The 19,252-nt window shown below is 72.4% G+C and carries 23 protein-coding genes; 13 read left to right on the forward strand and 10 right to left on the reverse strand.

The genetic code is table 11. The features are described from left to right. Nucleotides 1-11: 11 nt before the first annotated feature. On the reverse strand, nucleotides 12-701 hold the full coding sequence (locus ACQCO7_RS04920; protein WP_464070645.1) for a M24 family metallopeptidase: 690 nt from the start codon (nucleotides 699-701) through the stop codon (nucleotides 12-14). A 153-nt stretch (nucleotides 702-854) separates the two neighbouring features. On the opposite strand from ACQCO7_RS04920, the gene ACQCO7_RS04925 reads away from it, so the two are divergent. The 5 genes from ACQCO7_RS04925 to ACQCO7_RS04945 all read left to right on the forward strand — a co-directional run bounded on the left by ACQCO7_RS04925 (nucleotide 855) and on the right by ACQCO7_RS04945 (nucleotide 5,948). Continuing rightward, nucleotides 855-2,438 carry an ABC transporter substrate-binding protein gene (locus tag ACQCO7_RS04925; protein ID WP_464070646.1) on the forward strand — a complete coding sequence of 528 codons (1,584 nt, stop codon included), beginning with the start codon at nucleotides 855-857 and terminating at the stop codon, nucleotides 2,436-2,438. A gap of 65 nt (nucleotides 2,439-2,503) precedes the next feature. Continuing rightward, complete coding sequence (locus ACQCO7_RS04930; protein ID WP_464077150.1) at nucleotides 2,504-3,472, forward strand: ABC transporter permease; 969 nt, start codon at nucleotides 2,504-2,506, stop codon at nucleotides 3,470-3,472. Further along, nucleotides 3,462-4,334 (forward strand): ABC transporter permease, encoded by an 873-nt coding sequence (locus tag ACQCO7_RS04935; RefSeq protein WP_464070647.1) that lies wholly within the window; start codon nucleotides 3,462-3,464, stop codon nucleotides 4,332-4,334. The genes ACQCO7_RS04930 and ACQCO7_RS04935 overlap by 11 nt, the downstream gene beginning before the upstream one ends. Continuing rightward, nucleotides 4,331-5,311 (forward strand): ABC transporter ATP-binding protein, encoded by a 981-nt coding sequence (locus ACQCO7_RS04940; protein ID WP_464070648.1) that lies wholly within the window; start codon nucleotides 4,331-4,333, stop codon nucleotides 5,309-5,311. Before ACQCO7_RS04935 ends, ACQCO7_RS04940 begins: the two co-directional genes overlap by 4 nt. Continuing rightward, complete coding sequence (locus ACQCO7_RS04945; RefSeq protein WP_464070649.1) at nucleotides 5,304-5,948, forward strand: ABC transporter ATP-binding protein; 645 nt, start codon at nucleotides 5,304-5,306, stop codon at nucleotides 5,946-5,948. The genes ACQCO7_RS04940 and ACQCO7_RS04945 overlap by 8 nt, the downstream gene beginning before the upstream one ends. Before the next feature lie 19 nt (nucleotides 5,949-5,967). Here ACQCO7_RS04945 and ACQCO7_RS04950 read toward each other — a convergent pair whose 3' ends face one another. From ACQCO7_RS04950 to ACQCO7_RS04975, 6 genes are all read right to left on the reverse strand, one after another. Beyond that, nucleotides 5,968-6,933, reverse strand: a complete 966-nt coding sequence (locus ACQCO7_RS04950) for a TAXI family TRAP transporter solute-binding subunit (RefSeq protein ID WP_464070650.1) — start codon at nucleotides 6,931-6,933, stop codon at nucleotides 5,968-5,970. Next, nucleotides 6,930-8,435 (reverse strand): sensor histidine kinase, encoded by a 1,506-nt coding sequence (locus ACQCO7_RS04955; protein ID WP_464070651.1) that lies wholly within the window; start codon nucleotides 8,433-8,435, stop codon nucleotides 6,930-6,932. Before ACQCO7_RS04955 ends, ACQCO7_RS04950 begins: the two co-directional genes overlap by 4 nt. 4 nt (nucleotides 8,436-8,439) lie before the next feature. Continuing rightward, the gene (locus ACQCO7_RS04960) at nucleotides 8,440-9,099 is read right to left on the reverse strand and encodes a response regulator transcription factor (protein ID WP_010355199.1); all 660 of its coding nucleotides are present in this window, start codon (nucleotides 9,097-9,099) and stop codon (nucleotides 8,440-8,442) included. A gap of 4 nt (nucleotides 9,100-9,103) precedes the next feature. Beyond that, on the reverse strand, nucleotides 9,104-10,420 hold the full coding sequence (locus ACQCO7_RS04965; RefSeq protein WP_464070652.1) for an MFS transporter: 1,317 nt from the start codon (nucleotides 10,418-10,420) through the stop codon (nucleotides 9,104-9,106). A 151-nt stretch (nucleotides 10,421-10,571) separates the two neighbouring features. Continuing rightward, entirely contained in the window at nucleotides 10,572-10,721 is a 150-nt protein-coding gene (locus ACQCO7_RS04970; protein WP_464070653.1) for a hydrophobic protein, read from the reverse strand. A gap of 117 nt (nucleotides 10,722-10,838) precedes the next feature. After that, nucleotides 10,839-11,051: a hypothetical protein gene (locus tag ACQCO7_RS04975; protein WP_464070654.1), complete on the reverse strand. Its 213-nt coding sequence runs from the start codon at nucleotides 11,049-11,051 to the stop codon at nucleotides 10,839-10,841. Nucleotides 11,052-11,433: 382 nt separating this feature from the next. Here ACQCO7_RS04975 and ACQCO7_RS04980 point away from each other — a divergent pair, with 382 nt between their 5' ends. Continuing rightward, nucleotides 11,434-11,730, forward strand: a complete 297-nt coding sequence (locus ACQCO7_RS04980; protein WP_464070655.1) for a hypothetical protein — start codon at nucleotides 11,434-11,436, stop codon at nucleotides 11,728-11,730. A 207-nt stretch (nucleotides 11,731-11,937) separates the two neighbouring features. Then, nucleotides 11,938-12,294, forward strand: coding sequence for a PRC-barrel domain-containing protein (locus ACQCO7_RS04985; RefSeq protein ID WP_464070656.1), 357 nt, complete (start codon nucleotides 11,938-11,940; stop codon nucleotides 12,292-12,294). A gap of 102 nt (nucleotides 12,295-12,396) precedes the next feature. Here the strand turns inward: ACQCO7_RS04985 and ACQCO7_RS04990 are convergent, their stop codons facing one another. Next, nucleotides 12,397-12,891: an Asp23/Gls24 family envelope stress response protein gene (locus ACQCO7_RS04990; protein WP_464070657.1), complete on the reverse strand. Its 495-nt coding sequence runs from the start codon at nucleotides 12,889-12,891 to the stop codon at nucleotides 12,397-12,399. 391 nt (nucleotides 12,892-13,282) lie between these two features. On the opposite strand from ACQCO7_RS04990, the gene ACQCO7_RS04995 reads away from it, so the two are divergent. From ACQCO7_RS04995 to ACQCO7_RS05010, 4 genes are all read left to right on the forward strand, one after another. After that, on the forward strand, nucleotides 13,283-13,708 hold the full coding sequence (locus tag ACQCO7_RS04995) for an STAS domain-containing protein (RefSeq protein ID WP_464070658.1): 426 nt from the start codon (nucleotides 13,283-13,285) through the stop codon (nucleotides 13,706-13,708). A gap of 78 nt (nucleotides 13,709-13,786) precedes the next feature. Continuing rightward, nucleotides 13,787-14,530: a GAF and ANTAR domain-containing protein gene (locus tag ACQCO7_RS05000; RefSeq protein WP_464070659.1), complete on the forward strand. Its 744-nt coding sequence runs from the start codon at nucleotides 13,787-13,789 to the stop codon at nucleotides 14,528-14,530. Nucleotides 14,531-14,609: 79 nt separating this feature from the next. Next, complete coding sequence (locus ACQCO7_RS05005; protein WP_464070660.1) at nucleotides 14,610-15,326, forward strand: GAF and ANTAR domain-containing protein; 717 nt, start codon at nucleotides 14,610-14,612, stop codon at nucleotides 15,324-15,326. Nucleotides 15,327-15,966: 640 nt separating this feature from the next. After that, nucleotides 15,967-16,095: a hypothetical protein gene (locus tag ACQCO7_RS05010; RefSeq protein WP_464070661.1), complete on the forward strand. Its 129-nt coding sequence runs from the start codon at nucleotides 15,967-15,969 to the stop codon at nucleotides 16,093-16,095. 55 nt (nucleotides 16,096-16,150) lie between these two features. On the opposite strand, the gene ACQCO7_RS05015 is transcribed toward ACQCO7_RS05010, so the two are convergent. Then, on the reverse strand, nucleotides 16,151-16,531 hold the full coding sequence (locus ACQCO7_RS05015) for an STAS domain-containing protein (protein ID WP_464070662.1): 381 nt from the start codon (nucleotides 16,529-16,531) through the stop codon (nucleotides 16,151-16,153). A gap of 408 nt (nucleotides 16,532-16,939) precedes the next feature. Here ACQCO7_RS05015 and ACQCO7_RS05020 point away from each other — a divergent pair, with 408 nt between their 5' ends. Next, on the forward strand, nucleotides 16,940-18,304 hold the full coding sequence (locus ACQCO7_RS05020; RefSeq protein WP_464077151.1) for an FAD-dependent oxidoreductase: 1,365 nt from the start codon (nucleotides 16,940-16,942) through the stop codon (nucleotides 18,302-18,304). A 25-nt stretch (nucleotides 18,305-18,329) separates the two neighbouring features. Further along, the gene (locus tag ACQCO7_RS05025; protein ID WP_464070663.1) at nucleotides 18,330-18,734 is read left to right on the forward strand and encodes an ArsR/SmtB family transcription factor; all 405 of its coding nucleotides are present in this window, start codon (nucleotides 18,330-18,332) and stop codon (nucleotides 18,732-18,734) included. 4 nt (nucleotides 18,735-18,738) lie between these two features. Here ACQCO7_RS05025 and ACQCO7_RS05030 read toward each other — a convergent pair whose 3' ends face one another. Next, entirely contained in the window at nucleotides 18,739-19,251 is a 513-nt protein-coding gene (locus ACQCO7_RS05030) for a DinB family protein (RefSeq protein ID WP_464070664.1), read from the reverse strand. Between the last annotated feature and the right edge of the window lies 1 nt (nucleotide 19,252).

Here is a 19,252-nt window from a genome sequence, read left to right on the forward strand (position 1 = left end):
CCGAGCGTACGTCAGAGCGTGAGGAGTTCCTCGTAGAAGCCGCCGAACTCCCGTTCCTGGTCCACGAGATGGATCTCCAGGATCCAGTGGCAGCGGCGCCCCGCGCGGTCCGTGCGGCGTAGCGGCGTCGTGTTCGCGGGGGTGATGTACGACTCGACGTCCGCGCCGTCGATCCGTTCGTGCGGGAACTCGCCGACCAGGTGGCCCGCGTGCCAGCCGCCCAGTTCCCAACCCGCCTTCTCCGCCAGGCGGTTGATCTCCGCGTGGAGTTGTCCGCCGGTAATGCCGGGGGCGTCCTCGAAGAAGCGCCGGCCCGCCCGGAAGATCTCGGGGAGGTCGTCGCGCAGGCGGTGTTTCACGGGGTCGTCGCCGAGGACGAACGTGCGGCCGAAGTCCGCCTCGTACTCCTCGAAGACGGGCCCGAAGTCGGCGAACACGATGTCGTCGGCGGCGATCAGCCGGTCCGGCGGGTTCTCGCGGTACGGCTTGAGGGTGTTGGGGCCGGAGCGGACGATCCGCTTGTGCCAGTGCCGCGTGGTGCCGAAGAGTTCGTTCGCGAGGTCGCGGATGCGGTCACTGACCGCGCGTTCGCCCTCGCCCGGCGCGATCAGCCCGCGCCGGGAGATCTCCGCGAAGAGTTGCTCCGCCTTGGCCTGCGCGCTCAACAGCCGTGCGGCGCGGGTGGGTTCATCGTCCGCCATGGGCCGAACGTAACGCCGGGAGATCGTTTTCCGCAACGGCGGCCAGCACGTCTCAAGCCCCGCCCCCTCGCACGCTTGACCTGCCCTTGACTCGGGTACCCCTCATCTGCAACTCATATGCAACAACGACCCACCAGCAACAGAGGGAGCCCGATGACCCCCCGCATACGAGCCACCGCCCTGACGGCGGCGCTGCTCACCGCCACGGCCGCCTGCTCGGCACCCAGCGAGAGCGGGGCACGGGAGGCCGACTCGGTCGTCATCGGGGTCCCCTCCGAACCGGCCACCCTGAGCCCCCTGCTGGGCTACGGCAAGGACGGCAACTCGAAGATCTTCGACGGCCTCCTCGCCCACGACGCCGACCTCACGCTGAAGCCCGCCCTCGCGAAGTCCCTCCCCGAGGTCAGCGCCGACGGCCTCACCTACACGTACACGCTGCGCGAGGGCGTGAAGTTCAGCGACGGGAAGCAACTCACCGCCGCCGACGTGGTGTTCACGTACACCACGGTCCTGGACCCGAGGACCAACAACACCTCGCGGGTCGAACTCGACGCGGTGAAAGGGGTGAAGGCGGACGGTGACAAGGTCGTCTTCACCCTCAAATATCCCTACGCGCCCTTCGCCGCGCGCACCACCCTGCCGATCGTCCCCGAGCACCTCGCGGGCGGCCAGGACCCCAACACCGGTTCGTTCAACACGAATCCGGTCGGTACGGGCCCGTACGTCCTCGCGGACTGGCGCAAGGGCGAGAAGCTCACGTTCAAGGCGAACCCCGACTACTGGGGCGGCGCCCCGCAGGTCGGGAAGGTGACGATGGCGATCGTCCCCGACGACGACGTCCGCGCCACCCGCCTGCGCGCCGGCGACCTCGACGGCGCGATCCTCCCGCCGAACCTCGCGGCGGCGTTCGCGAGGGACGGCAGCCGCAAGCGGTACGACGCGACGACGTACGACGTCCGGCTCGTGTCCCTGCCCTCGGGGAACCCGGTCGCCGGGGACACCGCGATCCGGCGGGCCCTCGACCTGGCCGTGGACCGGGACGCGATGGTCGCGAAGATCCTGGACGGCGCGGGGAGCCCGGCGTACGGACCGCTGCCGGTGGGCTCGCCCTGGTTCACGAAGGGCATCGAGCGCAGGCAGGACCTCGCCGAGGCGAGGCGCGTCCTCGACCGGGCCGGCTGGAAGGCCGGTGACGGCGGGGTCCGTGCCAAGGACGGCCGCCGCGCCTCGTTCACCCTGTACTACCCGGCCGGCGACAAGGTCCGCCAGGACCACGCCCTCGCGTACGCCTCCGACGCGAAGAAGGCCGGCATCGAGGTCGCGGCGCAGAGCGCGACGTGGGAGGTGATCGAGCCGCGCATGGCCCGGGACGCCGTCCTCGCGGGCTTCGGCTCCACCGGCGACCCCGACTTCGGCCTCTACACGATGCTGTACTCCACCCTCGCCGGCGACGGCTTCAACAACATGGGCCACTACACGAACCCGGTGGTCGACAAGGCCCTCGACGCGGGCCGGCGCACCAGCGAACCGGCGGCCCGCAAGGCGGCGTACGACACACTTCAGCGCGCCCTCGTCGCCGATCCCGGGTACACGTTCCTCACGCACATCGACCACGTGTACGTCCTCGCCGACCGCTGGGACGGCCTCACGACCCAGGTCGAGCCGCACGAGCACGGGTTCGCGAGCGGGCCGTGGTGGAACCTGGAGACCTGGAAGCCGAAGCGGACGGCGCGGTGAACCGGCCGCCCGCGCAAGGGACTTCGCCGAAACGGCCGCCGCTGGCCCGCCTCCCCTGGGCCGCCATGGCCCGCCTCACCGCCCGCCGTCTCCTCCTCGCCGCCCCCGTCCTCCTCGTCGTCACCTTCGGCGTCTTCGCGATCGCCGCCGCCTCCCCCTTCGACCCCGTGAAGGCGTACGCCGGTACGGCCGCGTTCGGCGCCGACGCCGAGACGCTCGCCCGGCTGCGCGAAAACCTCGGCGTGGACCGGCCGTTCGCGGTGCGCTGGTGGGAGTGGCTGACGTCCGCGCTCGGCGGGGACCTCGGCCAGTCGAGCGTGCTGCGGCAACCGGTCGCCGAGGTGATCGGTGAACGCCTGCTGTGGTCCAGCCTGTTGTGCGCGGCGGCGTTCGTCATCGCGGTGACCACCGGAACCGTGCTGGGAGTTCTGGCCGCCCGGCGCCCGGGTTCGCCGCTCGACCGTACGGTCACCTCGCTGGCGTACGCGCTGGAGGCGGCGCCCGTCTTCTGGCTCGCGCTGCTCGCCGTCTGGGTGTTCGCGCTCCGGTGGGGCGTGCTGCCCGCCGGGGGGCTCACGGACACCGCCAGCGAGGTGGTGACGGCGGACCAGGTCGTCCGGCATCTCGCGCTGCCCGCCGGGGTGCTCGCCGTGTCCCAACTCCCCTGGTTCACCTTGTATGTTCGCCAGGGCGTCGGGGACGCGCTCGTCGAGGACCCCGTACGGGGCGCCCGCGCGCGGGGGTTGAGCGAGCGGACCGTCCTGCTCGGGCACGCCCTGCGCTCGGGGCTGCTGCCGGTGCTGACGCTCGTCGGGTCACGGGTGCCCGAACTCATCACCGGTGCCCTGCTGGTGGAGACCGTGTTCAGCTGGCCCGGCATCGCGGCGGCCACCGTCGAGGCGGCGACCTCCGTCGACTTCCCGCTCCTCGCGGCGCTGGCCACGCTCGCCACGGCCGCCGTCCTCGCCGGGAACCTCCTGGCCGACCTGCTGTACGGCCTCTTCGACCCGAGGGTGGGATTCAGTGACATGTGAGGCACCCGGCTGGCGGGCGTACGGACCAAGTCGCCGCTCCACACGGACGGTTCGGGTCAGGGTCTCGGCAACGGTCCTCGCGGTGACCGCACTTGCCGTCCTGCTCGTCCCGCCGCTCGTCCAACTCGACCAGCAGTCCGTCGACCTGGCGTCCAAGCTGCTCCCGCCGAGCTGGTCCCACCCCTTCGGCACCGACGACCTCGGCCGCGACCTCCTGCTGCGCTGCGTGTACGGGCTGCGCGTCTCGCTCCTCGTCGGCCTCGCCGCCGCGCTCACCGCGACCGTGCTCGGCACGGCGGTCGGGGCGCTCGCCGGGACGTTCGGCGGGTGGGTGGACCGGGTCGTGATGCGGGCGGTGGACACCGTGTCGTCCGTACCGCACCTGCTGCTCGGCATCTTCGTCGTCGCGATGTTCCGGCCCGGCGTGTGGCCGGTGATCGTCTCCGTCGGGGTCACGCACTGGCTGTCCACGGCCCGCATCGTCCGCGCGGAGGTGCTGTCGCTGCGGTCCCGGGCGTTCGTCGACGCGGCGATCTCCGGCGGGGCGTCACGCAAACGTGTCACCGTACGCCACCTGCTCCCCGGCGTCCTCCCCCAAGCCGGCCTCGCCGCCGTCCTGATGGTGCCGCACGCCATGTGGCACGAGTCCGCCCTCTCGTTCCTCGGCCTCGGCCTCCCCTCGCACATGGCCAGCCTGGGCGGCCTCGTCCAGTCGGCCCGCGGCTCACTGCCGGCCGGGCAGTGGTGGCCGACGCTGTTCCCCGGCCTGTTCATCATCGTGCCGACACTGGCGATCGCCGGGGCGGCGGGGGCCCTGCGGGAGCGGATCAATCCGCGCAGGAGATCGGAGCTGATGCTGTGACCACGGCCGACAGAGAAGAAGCCGACAGAAAGGAGCCCGTCCTCTCCGTGCGCGGGCTCTCCGTGCGTTTCCTGCTGCCCGGTGGGCGTCAGGTGCCCGCCGTCACCGATGCCGGGTTCGAGGTGGCGGCCGGGGAGTGTCTCGCGCTGATCGGGGAGAGCGGGTGCGGCAAGTCGGTGCTGGCGTCGGCGTTGTTGGGGCTGCTGCCCGCCAACGCGCAGGCGTGCGGGAAGGCTTGGGTGCGGGGGATCGAGCTGGTCGGGGCCGACGAGGGGACGCTGGTGCGGCGGGTGCGGGGGCGGCTCGTGGGGCTGGTGCCGCAGAGTCCGGCGGCGCATCTCACGCCCGTACGGACGGTGCGGTCCCAACTCGCGGAGACGATACGGGCGTTGACGTCCTCCAAGGACCCCGGCGCCGTCGAGAAGGCCGCCCGGCGGGCCGCGTTCCCGCTCGACCACCTCGACCGCCACCCGCACGAACTGTCCGGCGGACTCGCCCAACGCGCCGCCACCGCCCTCGCGTTGGTCGGCGAGGCGCCGTTGCTGCTGGCCGACGAGCCGACGACCGGCCTGGACCGGGACCTGGTGGACCACACCGTCGACGAGCTGCGCCGGCACGTGGACGCCGGGGAGGACAGGGCGCTGCTGATGATCACGCACGATCTCGCGGCGGCGGAGCGCATCGCGGACCGGGTGGCCGTGATGTACGCGGGCCGGATCGTCGAACTCGCCGACGCCAAAAGCTTCTTCGGGCACCCCGGCCCCCGCCACCCGTACAGCCGGGGCCTCCTGGACGCCCTCCCCGACCGCGCGTTCCTCCCCATCCCCGGTATGCCCCCGGAACTCGGCGCGCTCCCGGAGGGCTGCGCGTTCGCGCCCCGCTGCCCGCGCGCCACCCCGGCCTGCGCGGCCCTCCCCCCGACGACCGGCGGAACCGCCTGCCACCACCCGCACCTCATGGAGGACCTCCGTGCTTGAACTGCGCGCCATCACAGCCGGGTACGACAGGAAGTCCCCGGCGGTGCGCGGTGTGTCGCTGACGATCGCGCCCGGCGAGTCCGTCGGCCTCCTCGGCCCGAGCGGCTGCGGGAAGTCGACGCTGGCGAAGGTGGCGGCCCTGCTGCACCGCCCCGACGCGGGCACGCTCACGCTCGACGGCACGCACGTCCACCGCTGGCGCCACCGCGCCCCCAGGGCCCAACGCACCTCCGTGGGCGTCGTGTTCCAGCAGCCCCGGCTCTCGGCGGACCCCCACCTGTCCCTCGCGGACCTCATCGCCGAGCCCCTCCGCGCGAACGGCCGCGCACCCCACGTCGACGCCCTCGCCGCGTCCGTCGGCCTCACCCCCGACCTGCTCACCCGGCGCCCCCACGAGGTCAGCGACGGCCAGCTCCAACGCGCCTGCCTGGCCCGCGCGTTGTCCCTGCGGCCCCGCTGGCTGATCTGCGACGAGATGACGGCGATGCTGGACGCGTCGACAACGGCCGCGCTGGTACGGGCGGTCGAGGAGTACCGGGCGTCATCAGGGGCCGGTCTCCTGGCGGTCGGTCACGACCGGGTGCTGCTGCGGCGGTGGTGCGAGCGGCTCGTCCACTGGGACGAGATCAGCGGATGACAGATGCATACGACCGGCGTCACCCGTGCAGTTCCCGGTACGCCGCGACCGCCCCGGCGTGCAACGGCACCTCCCCGGTGGAGATCAGGCTCCGCACGTCCAGGAACTGCGTCCCGAGCGCCGACGCCGGGACCAGCCGGGCCGCGCGTCCGACGAGTACGTGGGTGAGGGCGGCGGCGAGCGGCGGGGGCAGGTCGGGGCGGCACAGGAGCAGGTTGGCGACGCCGATCGTGGCGACCTCGGCCGTGCCTTCGTACGCACCGGCCGGGACCGTGACCGCCTCCACTCCCGCGCCGCCGCTCTCCCGCACCCGGGGCAGCAGCCCGGCGAGCGGCAGGAGGCGGATGCCGGGAGCGTGCGCGAGACCGGCGAGGACGGGCATGGGTACGCCGCCGGCGAGGAGGACCGCGTCGACCGCACCCGCCCGCATCGCCGCCGTGACCTGGGACATCAGCAGATGGCGGACCCGGACGTCCGCACCCGGCGTGAGGCCCGCCGCCCGCAGCAGCCGGTCCCCCAGCACCGCGCCGCCGGACGCCGGAGCACCCACCGACACGGTCCGGCCCGCGAGGTCGGCCACGCTCCGGGCCCGCGACCCCGCCCGTACGGCGAGCTGCGCGTAGTTCTCGTACACCCGGCCCACCGCCCGCAACGGCACCGGCGCGGCGAAGGGGCCGCTCCCGGCGTACGCGGACCACGCGATGTCGGCGAGGGCGAGCGCCACGTCGGCGCGGCGCGCGTGCAGCAGCCGTACGTTGGCCACACTGCCCTCGCTGCCGACGACTTCGCAGGTCAGGCGGGGGTACACGGCGGTCACCTGCTGGGCGAGGAGCTGTCCGAACGCGGCGTAGAAGCCGTCGCTCTCGCCGGTGGCGATGCGCAGCGTGCCGGTGGGGCCCCGGTCGGCGAGCCGGGCGTCACCGCCGAGCGCCGCGACCCCGGTGACCCCGAGGGCGGCGCGCAGGACGGTACGGCGGCTGTTCACGGCGTACGGCTTCCTGGCGTGCGGCTTCGCGGTGTACGGGGTTGGGGTGTGCGGGGTTGCGGTGTGCGGGGTTGGGGTGTGCGGGGTTGCGGTGTGCGGGGTTGGGGTGTGCGGGGTTGCGGTGTGCGGCTTTCTTGTTGCGGGAGCACCGCGCGGACCGCCAGCCCCCTGGGCACCCCCGCCTCGAACTCGATGCGTCCGCCGTGTCCGGCGACGAGGCGTTCCGCGATGGCCAGTCCCAGCCCGCTGCCCCGTACGTCCCGATGCCGCTCGGCACGCCAGAACCGCGTTCCCGCGCAGGCGAGTTCACCGGCGGACAGTCCGGGCCCGTCGTCCCGCACCTCGATCACCACCTCGGTGCCGGTCGCCCTGGCGGACACCTCGACGCGACCGCCCCCGTACTTGATCGCGTTGTCGACGAGGATGTCCATCACCTGGGCCAACTCGTCGGCGGTACACGCCACTACGCCCTCCCCCACCCGGCTCAGCACCAGCGCCCCGTCCGCGACCGGCCGCCACACTTCCACCTGTGCCTCGATCACCGGCCGCACCTCGCAGCCCGCCCCCTGACGGTCCGTCACCGCCATCTCCCCGGCCCGGTGTTCGGCGTCGGCGAGGGTCATGAGGTCGTCCAACAGCCTTTCCATGCGCTCCAGTTCGGCGGTCACCCCGGTGTACGTACGCGTCGCCGACTCCGGCAGCCGGGGCTGGAGCGAGTCGATGCGCAGTCTCAACGCGGCGAGCGGATTGCGGAGTTGGTGCGAGGTGTCGGCGACGAGGCGCCGTTGCTGTTCGAGGGCGGTGGTGACGGTGTCGGCCATGCGGTTGAACCCCTCGACGACCTGCCGGAGTTCGGGCGGTCCCCCGGCGCGGACGACCCGCTCGGGCGGCAGCCCCGCCGCCAGCTCCCCCACCGCGCGGTCTAGTCGGTGCAGCGGCCGTACGACCCACTGGGTCGCCCTGCGCGCGAGCAGTACGCAGGCCGCCGCGAACACCCCGGCCCCGGCGAGGACCAGGGCCCAGCGCAGGGCGACGTCGTCGGCGGCGGCCCGGACGGACGCGCGCAGGACGACCGCGCCGGAGACACGGGTGCCGGTGCCGACGGGGCGGGCCAGCAGGACGTCTGCGCGGGACCAGGGGCGCAACGTCCCCTCGGGGTAGCGGAGTTGGCTGCGCAGGGCGGCGTCCACGAGACGGGCCACGGCAGGGTCGGCGGCGTGCAGGCCGCCGGTCTGGACGACGGGTGCGCGGCGGGCGTCGACGACCACGACGGCCTCGCCGTACAGCTCGGTGTAGCGGTCGACCTCGGCGGTCAGGGTGTTCACGTCGCCGCTCTCGGCGGCCTGTTCGGCGAGGGTGGCGAACCGGTCGAGGTCGGCGGCGCGGGCGGCGACGAGCTGTTGGGTGCGCTGGACGGCCGTCAGCGTGAGGAGGGGGCCGGCGAACCCGGCGACGGCGAGCAGGGCGAAGGCCAGGACGACCGTGAGGACTCGTGCGCGCATCCCCTCACCCGCCGAAGCGGTATCCGAACCCCCGGATGGTGGTGAGGAGTTCGGGGCGGCCGAGTTTCGCGCGGAGCTGGGTGATGTGGACGTCGAGGGAGCGGGACACGGCGAGGTAGGCGTCGCCCCACACCTCGTCGAGGAGCTGCTGGCGGCTCACGGCGGCCCCCGCGCGGGAGGCGAGCGCGGCGAGGATCGCGAACTCCTTGGTGGTGAGCCGGACTTCGGCGTCGCCGACCTGTACGCGCCGGGCGTCCAGGTCGACTTCGACGTCCCCGGCGCGGACCGTGCGCTGTGCCGGGGCGGCGAGGGCGGCGGCGCGGCGGGCCACCGCCTCGATGCGGGCGAGGAGTTCGGCGAGGCGGACCGGTTTGACGAGGTAGTCGTCGGCGCCGAGCCTGAGGCCCCGGACGACGGAGCGTTCGTCGCCGCGCGCGGTGAGGATCAGCACGGGGAGGGCGCTGACCGCGCGGAGTTTGCGCAGGACGTCCAGTCCGTCGAGGTCGGGCAGGCCGAGGTCGAGGAGGAGCAGGTCGGCCTGCCGGTGCCGGGTGAGGACCTCCTCGCCCCGGCGGGCGCGGGCGGGTTCGTGCCCGGCGTCGTACAGGGCCTCGGTGAGGGCGCCCGCGACCCCGTCGTCGTCCTCGGCCAGCAGCACCCGCACGCGCCTATCCCTTCCGTTCGTCCAGCGGCGAGCCCTCGGACGTCTCGCGCATCCGAATGTAGACGAGCAGCGAGACCAGGACGCAGGCGGTGACGTAGTAGAAGTACCAGGTCTCGTGGCCGATGTCCTTGAACCACAGGGCGATGTACTCGGCGGTACCGCCGAAGACCGCGACGGTCAGCGCGTACGGCAGGCCAACTCCCAGCGCGCGGATGGCCGTTGGGAAGAGTTCCGCCTTCACGACCGCGCTGATCGACGTGTAGAGCGAGCTGATCGCGAGCGGGACGACCATCAGCACGAAGGCGTAGTACGGGTTGTCGGTGTGCGACAGCAGGGTCAGCGAGGGGACGACGACGAGCGCGCCGAGCACCCCGAACCCGATCAGCAGCGGACGCCGTCCGACCCTGTCGGAGAGGCGGCCCATCACCGGTTGCAGCACCACGAACACCAGCAGGGCGCAGAAGTTGATCCACGCGGCGGTCGGTTTGGCGATGCCGCTGGTGTTGACCATGAACTTCTGGAGGTAGGTCGTGTACGTGTAGAAGAAGAGCGTGCCGCCCATGGTCAGCCCGACGACGACCAGGCACTGACGCGGGTACGACAGCAGCATCCTGAGACTCCCCCGGTCCCCGTCCGCCTGCCCCTGCTCGAAGCTCTCCGACTCGTCCATCCCGCGCCGCAGCCACAGCACGACGACCGCGCCGGCGGCCCCCACGACGAACGCGATCCGCCACCCCCACGACTCCATCTGCCCGTCGCTCAGCACCGACTGGAGGATGATCTGGAGTCCCAGCGCCGTCAACTGCCCGGCGATCAGCGTCACGTACTGAAAACTGGAGTAGTACCCGCGCTTGCCGGGCGTCGCCACCTCGGACATGTACGTCGCCGAGGTCGAGTACTCCCCGCCGACCGAAATCCCTTGCAGCAGCCGGGCGGTGACGAGCAGCACCGGCGCGACGACGCCGATCGTGTCGTACGACGGCGTCAACGCCACGATCAGCGAGCCGGCCGCCATCAGCGTCACGGACAGACTGAGCGCCGACCGCCGCCCCCGCCGGTCCGCGTACCTCCCCAGCACCCACCCCCCGATGGGCCGCATCAGGAACCCGACCGCGAACACGGCGGCGGTGTTGAGGAGTTGGGCGGTCTGATCCCCGGAAGGAAAGAACGCGGCGGCGAAGTACACACTGAACGCGGTGTACGCGTACCAGTCGTACCACTCGATCAGATTCCCGACCGACCCGCGCACGATGTTCTTCGCGACCCTGCGCTCGTCGTGCCGGGCGCCCCTCTCCTGGACGGCGGTGTCCTGCGTGGCCATCGAAACTCCCTCGTCAGCGACCTGGAGCAGCCAGAATCCGAGGGACGAGGAGGGGTGGACAAGATCGTGCGCGAAGTCCTAACACTCCCTTAGGACTTGGCGTGGACAACTACACGCGGCTCGTTACGGACCCTCACCGCTTCGGAACTGACTACCGGCGGCGGGCACCTCCTCGCCCGCGCATCGCGAAGCCGACGATCCAGACGACCAGCAGGACGGCGGCGACCCACCACAGGAGTTGCATCGTGAAGCCGAACCCGAAAACCACCAGGATCAGCAGAAGGAGAAGAATCCAGATCATCGCCGGGCCTCCGTATCGCGGGGATTTCCTTGGTTCCGCGGGGTCCGGGCGAAGCGGGGAGGTGGAATGCCGCGTCCCGATGTCCCGGGGTGGCATGGCCCTACGCCGTGCCGCCAGTCAACGCCCGTCGACCTCCCCTGTCAACGCGGCGTCGACACCGGTGAGTTGCGGGAGCCGCGCCGGGACCGCCGGGGCGAGCGGAGCCTCGGCGGGAGATTCGGCCGGCTCGATCCGCGGTGCGGGCAGGATGCGGTCCTCCCACCACGAAAGGGCCATCACGGTCGCCAGCAGGACGAAGGGCGTCGAAGCGGGAACGATCAGCGCATACATGTGTACCGCCTGGTAAGGGATGCGTGCGACGCGGCGGACGGTAGATCGTTGCCCGCCCGGGGGCTCATCGGGGCTTCGCCGAGATCTCATGGCGACGGGTGTGTACGGGAACGGCCGGGCTCGTGACGCGGCACGTTCCGGCACCGATGCGCGGGGTGCGTCCGCTGGGACGCGTTGGCGGTGCGACGCTGCCGGGGGCCGGGGCGGCATGGCGCACGCTAGCCCACGCGGCAGTCCCCCGACAGGTGCCAAGTGGCCATCCCTGCCGGGCGGAACGCGCTGACATCGCACGGTATCCGGACCTCTCGGGCAGGACTACGCTGTGGTGTGAGGCCCCGGTCCCCGGTATCGACGCAGTGTCCCGCTCCCGGGGAGGCCCGCCGTGTTCGTCCTGTTCCTCGTCCTCATCGTCGTTCTGTTCGGCTTCGGCTTCCTTCACCCCATCTGGTGGGTGGCGGCGGCTGTGCTGGTCTACGGCGCGATCCGCCAGGGCCGCGATCACGGCGGAGGCATGAACCGCGGCGGCGGTTCTGGTCCTGGGGACTTCCGGGGGCCCCGGGACTACCAGGAGTACCGGCAGCGCAGGGATCGTCAGAACCGCTGGGACCGCCGCTACTTCCGCCAGAACCGGGCACGCCTGCGGCGCGAGGACCGTCGGGACCATGAACGCGACGGGTGACCCGTGCCGTGGGCGGGCAGCCACGGGACCGCCAGGTACCTGCTGGCCGGCGTCTCGCGGCAGTGCCGTACCGGACTCCCTCGGGTGGCCGCGGCTCTGGTCCCCGGCTGGGAGGGCGAGCCGCTGCGTGCGCTGCGGCGGCTTCACGCGGAAGACCGAGAGCGCGCATCGTCATCGGCCGATGAACCGGCCGGGTAGGGAGAGGTCATGATCCACGCAGCCGACGTCCGGGAATGGCGCAACCTCGCTGTCGTCGACGCCGAGGCGCACAAGATCGGTGTCCTGGAGGCCGTCTATGTGGACACCACCACCGACGAGCCGGCCATGGCCACGGTACGGACGGGCCTGCCCACCCGGCACCGCCTGGTCTTCGTCCCCCTTGAGGACGCGATCGCCGGGCCCGGCTATCTCAAGGTCGGCTATGTCAGGACGCTGGTGAAGCAGGCCCCTTCGATCGGCACCGACGACGTCCTGCCCGCCGAGGACGAGGAAGCGATCTTCAAACACTACGGGCTGCCCTACCGGCCCGGTGCGGCCGGCGAACGGCGACTGGCACGCCGCTGACCGCCCTCGGACGGAAGGACCGCGGTGTTCGCCGGCCCCGGCGGCTCGCGTCGCCGGGAACCGACTCGTCCGGCAGAGCCCGGAGACCGCCCGGGCAAGCCCCTAACGCACCCGGTCCTCGCGGGGCTCCTGCGTGTCATCGTCCGGCAGGTGCACGTCGTCGACCGCGATGTTCACCTCGACGACCTCCAGACCCGTCATCTGTTCCACCGCGGCGATCACGTTCTCACGGACCTCGACGGCGAGGTCCGTGATGCTCACCCCGTAGGCGATGACGACCTGGAGATCGACGGCGGTCTGCTTCTCACCCACCTCGGCCTTCACGCCGCGCCCCGCGCTCGGATGTCCGCCCGGGACCCGGTCGCGCATCGCGCCCACGGTGCGGGCGAAGCCGCCACCCAGCGCGTGGATCCCCGGGACCTCCCGTGCGGCGATGCCGGCGATCTTCTCCACCACCCCGTCGGCGATGGTCGTCCGGCCGCGGGCCTCCGGCGGTTCCTGGAGCCGGGGGCGTGCGGATCGCCGTGTCGTGTCCAGGTCGGCGCGAGGCTCTCCCGGGTCGGGCTGGGGCAGGGTCGAACCGTTCGGCTCCGTCATGCGAAGCCACCTCCTCGGGTGGTGCACGGACTGACGTGCCCGGCGGCCGTCGGCCACCGCGTTTCGCGCCACTTGCCCAGTACCGCGCTACGCGAAGGACATGCCCGCGCACGGCGTCACATCGCGGCCACGGTCCAGGCGCCGGGACCGGGCGGGCCGGCCGACCCCACCGGACCGCGCCGGAGACTATGCTGCTGTACAGACGTCCCAGACCCCGGCGGCTTGTCGTTCCTCGATACAGATGACGCGGGAAGCGGATTCGTGGTCCGTCGCCCGGCGCATCCCAGGAGAGAACCGGGTGGGTTTCCGTGCTGTCGCGCGGATGGTCGGCCCCGCCCTCGTCCCGACTCCGCCGAACGTACTCCCGGATGCTCTTGCGAACCGAGGCGTCATGTCCCTTCCGCAGCTCGCCGTGTATCGCCATGACCGAAGGAAACGGGCACTGATCACCCTGGCGGGTGAGATCGATCTGGAATCCGCGCCGTTGGTGCGTGCGGCCCTGGAGCTGTGCCTGCGGGACGGCATCCGTGCCATCGACGTCGACCTCACTCCGGTCGAATTCTGTGACTGCAGCGGCCTCAACGTCTTCCTGCGCGCCGCGGAGCGGATCACCGCGGCGGGCGGCACGCTGCGACTGCACCACCCGCCACCGATGTTCGCCCTTGTCGCCGATATCGCCGGCTGCGGGTTCCTGTTCCTCGGCCTTCCGCCCGGCCCCCCGCCACCTCCCCCCGGCAACACCGCGGGCATACCCACTCAAGCCACGACCCGCCGGTCCGCGCCCCTCGCACGCCTCCTCTCGGACGATATGCGATGACGGCCGGACCCGGACCGGGACGGTCACAGAAGCCGGGGGACGGCGGCCTCGTCACGAGGTCGGGCGACGGTGGCCCGCGTGGGTCCTGAGAGCAGGTCGGCACGCATCCAGCGGCTGGTGGCCGAGCAGACGGCCCGACGCGGTGCCCGGGTCGCTCTGGTGGACGTGTGCGCCGCGGCCGTGGCCGCGCTGCCGGTCGGCGGGGCCGGGCTGTCGGCGATGTCCAGGGCCACGCCGAGCCACCCGCTGTGCAGCACCGACGGCATCAGTGAGCAGTTGGAGGAGCTCCAGCTCACCTTGGGCGAGGGGCCCTGCGTGGACGCCTTCCGGCGCGGTTCGGCCGTTCTGACACCTGATCTGCTGGCCCGCGACCTCCAGGACAGCTGGATGGTGTTCGCCGAGGCGGCCCTGGAGGCCGGGGCCCGCGCGGTCTTCGCGTTCCCTCTACAGGTGGGCGCGATCAGCCCGGGAGTGCTGGACCTGTACGCCCACGCACCGGTCCGGTTGGACGCGGAGGAACTGGCGGACGCGCTGGCGTTCGCCGATCTCGCGACGCTGGTGCTCCTCGACGCGCGCATCGAGGAGACCGGCAGGCCGCGCGGCTCCGTCGAGGACCTGGGCGCGTACCGGGCGGAGATCGACCAGGCCACCGGGATGCTCACGGTCCAGCTCGGCGTCGGCATCGAGGAAGCCTTCGTCCGGCTCCGCGCGTACGCCTATGCGCAGGGGCGCCGGCTCGCCGACGTGGCCGCGGACGTGGTGGCCCGTCGGCTTCGTTTCCCACCGGACGCGGAGCCGGATCAGACCGGGCAGGACACCTGATGTACCGGTGCCGGCCGAGAAACGTACTGTCCTTCCCGCCCGTTCGGGCCGGGACCAGTCTTCATTGAGGGTGTCCATGATGGATCAACAACTCCTGGCCAAGACCTTCGTCGAGCTGGCCGACAACCTGGTCGCCGACTTCGACCTCATGGACTTCCTGCGGCTGCTGACCGACCGCTGCGTCGGCCTGCTCGACGCGAGCGCCGTCGGGGTGCTGCTCGCGGACCGGGACGGCAAACTCCGCGTCATGGCGGCCTCCGACGAACAGGTTCGCCTGCTGGAGCTCTTCCAGCTCCAGAACGACGAGGGCCCCTGCCTCGCGTGTTTCCACACCCGCGCACCGGTGATCGTCCCCGACCTGACCCGGGAGGTCGACCGCTGGCCACGCTTCGTCACGGCGGCCCACCGCAGCGGATTCGGGGCCGTCCAGGCCCTGCCCATGCGCCTGCGGGAGGAGAGCGTGGGTGCCCTGAACCTGTTCCGGGCCGCGCCCGGCCCCTTCGACCCGACCGCCACCCTCGTGGCCCAGGCGCTGGCCGACGTCGCCACCATCAGCCTGTTGCAGCAACGCACCGCGCAGCGCGGCACCGTGCTGAACGAACAGTTGCAGGCGGCGCTGAACAGCCGGGTACTGATCGAACAGGCCAAGGGGAAGTTCGCCGAACGCCAGGGCGTCGACATGGAGCAGGCGTTCAGTGCGCTGCGCGGCTACGCCCGCGCGCACAACCGCCGCCTGGCCGACGTGGCCCGGGCCTTCATCGACGGCTCCGAACCCCTTACGGGGCTGGGGTCCTGACCCACGCCCCGCCCCGGCCGACGCGCATCGGCACACCGCTCCCGCGCCGGTGACCGTGGGCCGGACAGCCGCCGCACGACGGCGGCGGCCGTCCGGAGCGCGAGGAACGAGAGCCCCCCTGCCGTGTCCTCGCGCGTTGTCCTCCGCGGCGGCGGGGCTGTTGGGAACACCCCGTCTGGAAACTGCCGGGAGGACTTGGGCTGGAGCCGCGCTGTCCGGCGATGCGGCTCCGGCCGGGCCTGTTTTCCGACTCGGGGGCTGGGAGCCTGAACGGGGAGAGCGGCTGGTGCCTGACACGGTCACGGTCCGGTCTTCCCTGCGCGCAGCCTAGAACAGATTCAGGAGCGGCGGAACAGGGCCTGACGAAGGGGCGCTCGTCCCGGGTCGAGGGCCGGTCGCCTTGAGCGAACGGCGGCCACGGGGAGCTGTCCCGGGAGCGGGAGGCGCGGCGGATCGCCGCGGTCTGTCGGCTCCCGCTCCAACTGCTCCTCGCAGGCGCCCAGTTCGTCGAGCTCGGCAGACAGTGCCGCAACCCGAGCCGCAGACGCCGGCCGCTCCTCGCGGGGCACGGTGTCGGTCACCCGCGCGGCTCGCCGTCCCGACGGGCCGCGTGCCTCCAGCGCGCCCGACACCGAGGGCGGTGCCGGCACTTTTGGTGGTCCCGGTGCTCCCCGGGCCCCAGACCGCCGCCACGGTCCCAGCCGCCGCCTTCACCACGGCGCCCGTACTGGACGACGGCGGCCACCACAACGACGGAGACGGCCGGTGACGCCGCATACGACGATCCCGCTCCCGGACCGACCGGGTCCCGTCCGCTCCACGGGTCAGCCCGTGGCCTCCTCGGCGGCGATCTCCAGGGCTTCTTTCCGTACGGCGAACGGGGGGAACCGGCCGATGAGTTCTGCCGCGTGCAGGATCCTCAGGATCATCGGGTGCGGGCAGACGAGCAACAGCCCTCCGTGCCGCTCCCTGACCCGCCGTTCCGCGTGGCACAGCAGGCGCAGCCCGTAGCAGTCGAAGAACTCGACCGGAGTCAGATCGATCACCACGGTCCGCCCATGAGCGGCTGTCGCGGCGTCCAGGTCCGGCAGGATCTGCTGGGCGGTGGCCATGTCGATCTCGCCGTGGAACTCGATGACGGTGAATCCGCTGACCTGGTGGCTGTCGATGTGCCCATGCGGCGATGTCCTGTTGCCCTGTTGCACGGCGTCTCTCCCCGGTGAGCCCGGCTGCCCGAGAGCTCGGGAGCAGGGATGCTTTCGCCACCAGGGGCTGGGGCGGCAACAAGCGGCCAGCGTATGGCCCATTGCCGCCTCTTGCGCGACAAAACGATTCTCTGTACGGAGAGTTCGCCCGGTGGGGTGATTCTCGGCGTATCGACTTGACATGGGGCGTCTTGGCGAGGAGTTCGACGGCCGGTGCCGGGGAGGTGGCGGCTGCCGGGACGGCCGCACGCGCGTTCAACACCCCTGGAAAGGCATGCTGTTCGGCATCCCGGACTTCGGCACGCCCCCCGACGCAAAGCGGGATACTTGCCTCTTCGCGCGACGTGACAACCAGGGAGCTGATCAGTGAACTCTGCGGCAGGGACGGGGCGGCGGCACGCGGTGGTCGTGGGCGGGAGTCTTGCGGGGCTGCTGGCCGCGCGGGTGCTCGCCGGGCATGCCGAGCGGGTGACCGTCGTCGAGCGGGACCGGTTCCCGGAGGGGGGCGGGGCGCGGCCGGGTGTGCCGCAGGGGCGGCATCCGCACGTGCTGTTGCGGGGCGGGCAGACGGCGCTGGAGTCGCTGTTGCCGGGATTCCTGGAGGAGTTGAGGGCGGCGGGGGCGCCCTGGGTGGGCATGCCGTCGGACATGGCGTTGTGGCAGCACGGGCGCTGGTTCCGCCGGTTCCCCGCGACGACGCACATCTACACGGGTTCCCGGGGGCAGTTGGAGGAGATCGTACGGCGGCGGGTGCTCGCCGATCCGCTGATCAAGGTGCTGGAGGGGACCGACGTCGTCGGGCTGCTCGGGGACGCCGCGCGGGTGCGGGGTGTTCAGGTGCGGGACCGTTCCCAGGGCGCCGGGGCCGAACTCCGGGACATCGAGGCCGACTTGGTCGTCGACGCGTCCGGCGGCGGGACCAGGGCGGGGCAGTGGCTCGCGCGGATCGGCGCCGGCGCCGTACCGGAGGAGACCATCGACACCGGGCTCGCGTACGCGTCCCGCGTCTACCGGGGCAAGGGGGGTGCCGTCCTCGACGACGGGGGGACCCTCGGGTACTACGTGTACCCCAACCCCGAACAGGTCCACGCCGGGGGCGCGTTGCCGTTGGAGGACGGCACGCATCTGGTGATCGTGTCGGGGCTGCGCGGGGACGAACCGCCCACGGACGAGGCGGCGTTCGAGACGTACACCAAGCGGCTGGCGCACCCGCTGCTCGACCGGTGGATGGCGGAGGCCGAGCCGCTGACCGCGCCGTTCGGGTTCCGGCGGACGTCGAACGTCCGGCGCCGGTACGACCTGCCGGGGACCCCCGCCGGGTTCCTCGCGACCGGGGACGCGCTGTGCACGTTCAACCCGATCTACGGCCAGGGCATGGCCATCGCCGCGATGAGCGCGGTCGCGCTGCGTGACGCGCTCGCCGGTCGGCGCCGTACGCCGACGACCCGGCGCGTGCAGGAAGCGCTGCTCGCCGCGTCGCGGCAGGCGTGGGACATCTCCGCCGGGGCGGACCGGCAGATGCCGGGGGCGACCGGGACGGCCGTCGCCTCCAAGCCCGCCGACCGGGTCGCGGGGTGGTATCTGCGCCGGGTCATCGAGCGGTCCCCCGGTGACCCCGTCGTCGGGAGCGCCTTCCGCTCCGTACTGACCCTGTCCGCGCCGGTCACGGCCCTGTTCGCGCCCGCCGTCGCCAAGGCCGTGCTGTTCGGCCCACCGGCCCCGACGCCCGACGGTCCGCCGCAGGTCCGCGAGGAGACCGGCACGGCCGTCTGACTCCCCGCCCGGGTACCCTACTTGCATGGAAGCGCAAGTAGGGTCCTGGGACGAGCACCAGGCCGACCAGGCGGTCGCCGTCCTCAAGGCGGTCGCCGACCCGTCCCGCTACCGCCTGCTGTGGGCGCTCACGGACCGCGAACTCCCGGTCAGCAAGCTCGCGGAGATCATCGGCGCCCACGTCGCGGCGACGTCCCAGCACCTGGCCCGCCTGCGCAGCGCCGGCCTGGTCGACTCGCGCCGCGAGGGAACCCGCATCTTCTACCGCGCCGTCGGCCCCCGGGTCCGGGCGCTGCTGGAGGGCGCGGTCCTGGCGGCCGACGAGGCGGGCACGCAGCAGGAGGCTGCCGGGGAGGTCACGCGTACGGCGCCGGAGACGGCGCGGGCCGGAGAGAAGGCCCGCGCCGCACGCCCGGCCACCGCGCACTGACGGCTCAGCCCCGCCGGAGGTAGAGGTCGCGCAGCAGGGCGATCTCGGCGCCGTGATGGATCAGCTCCCGGTTGACGTGCAGGACCCTGTTCTCCAGGGGATACCGCTCGGGCCCCACCGGCGGCGGACTGTCCAGATCGGCGTCCGAGAGCCCGCGAACCCCCGCGTTCCACCGCCCGTACATCTCGTCGAGCTGCTTCAGCGCCTCGTCGGCGGTCCCCGCGTACGCGAACGTCTCGGAGTCGACCTGCGGCCCGCCGAAGTACCACCCGACCCGGTACCCCAGGCACGAGACGACGATGTGCGCCAGCCGCCAGGCGATCGTGGTCACCGGCGCCGGCTCCGGGGCGGGGGACGCGAAGTCCGGCGTCCACTTCCCCGGGCCCGGCCGGACACTCCAGCAGTCCCCCACCGGCTCCCAGAAGTACTCGTCGTCGGTGAGCCCGTCCAGCCGTGGCCGCAGGTTCGTCCGCCAGTACCAGTCCGCCTGCTCCGCGAGCCGCTCGCTTCTCGTCATT

The organism is Streptomyces saintjeani (assembly GCF_055409605.1).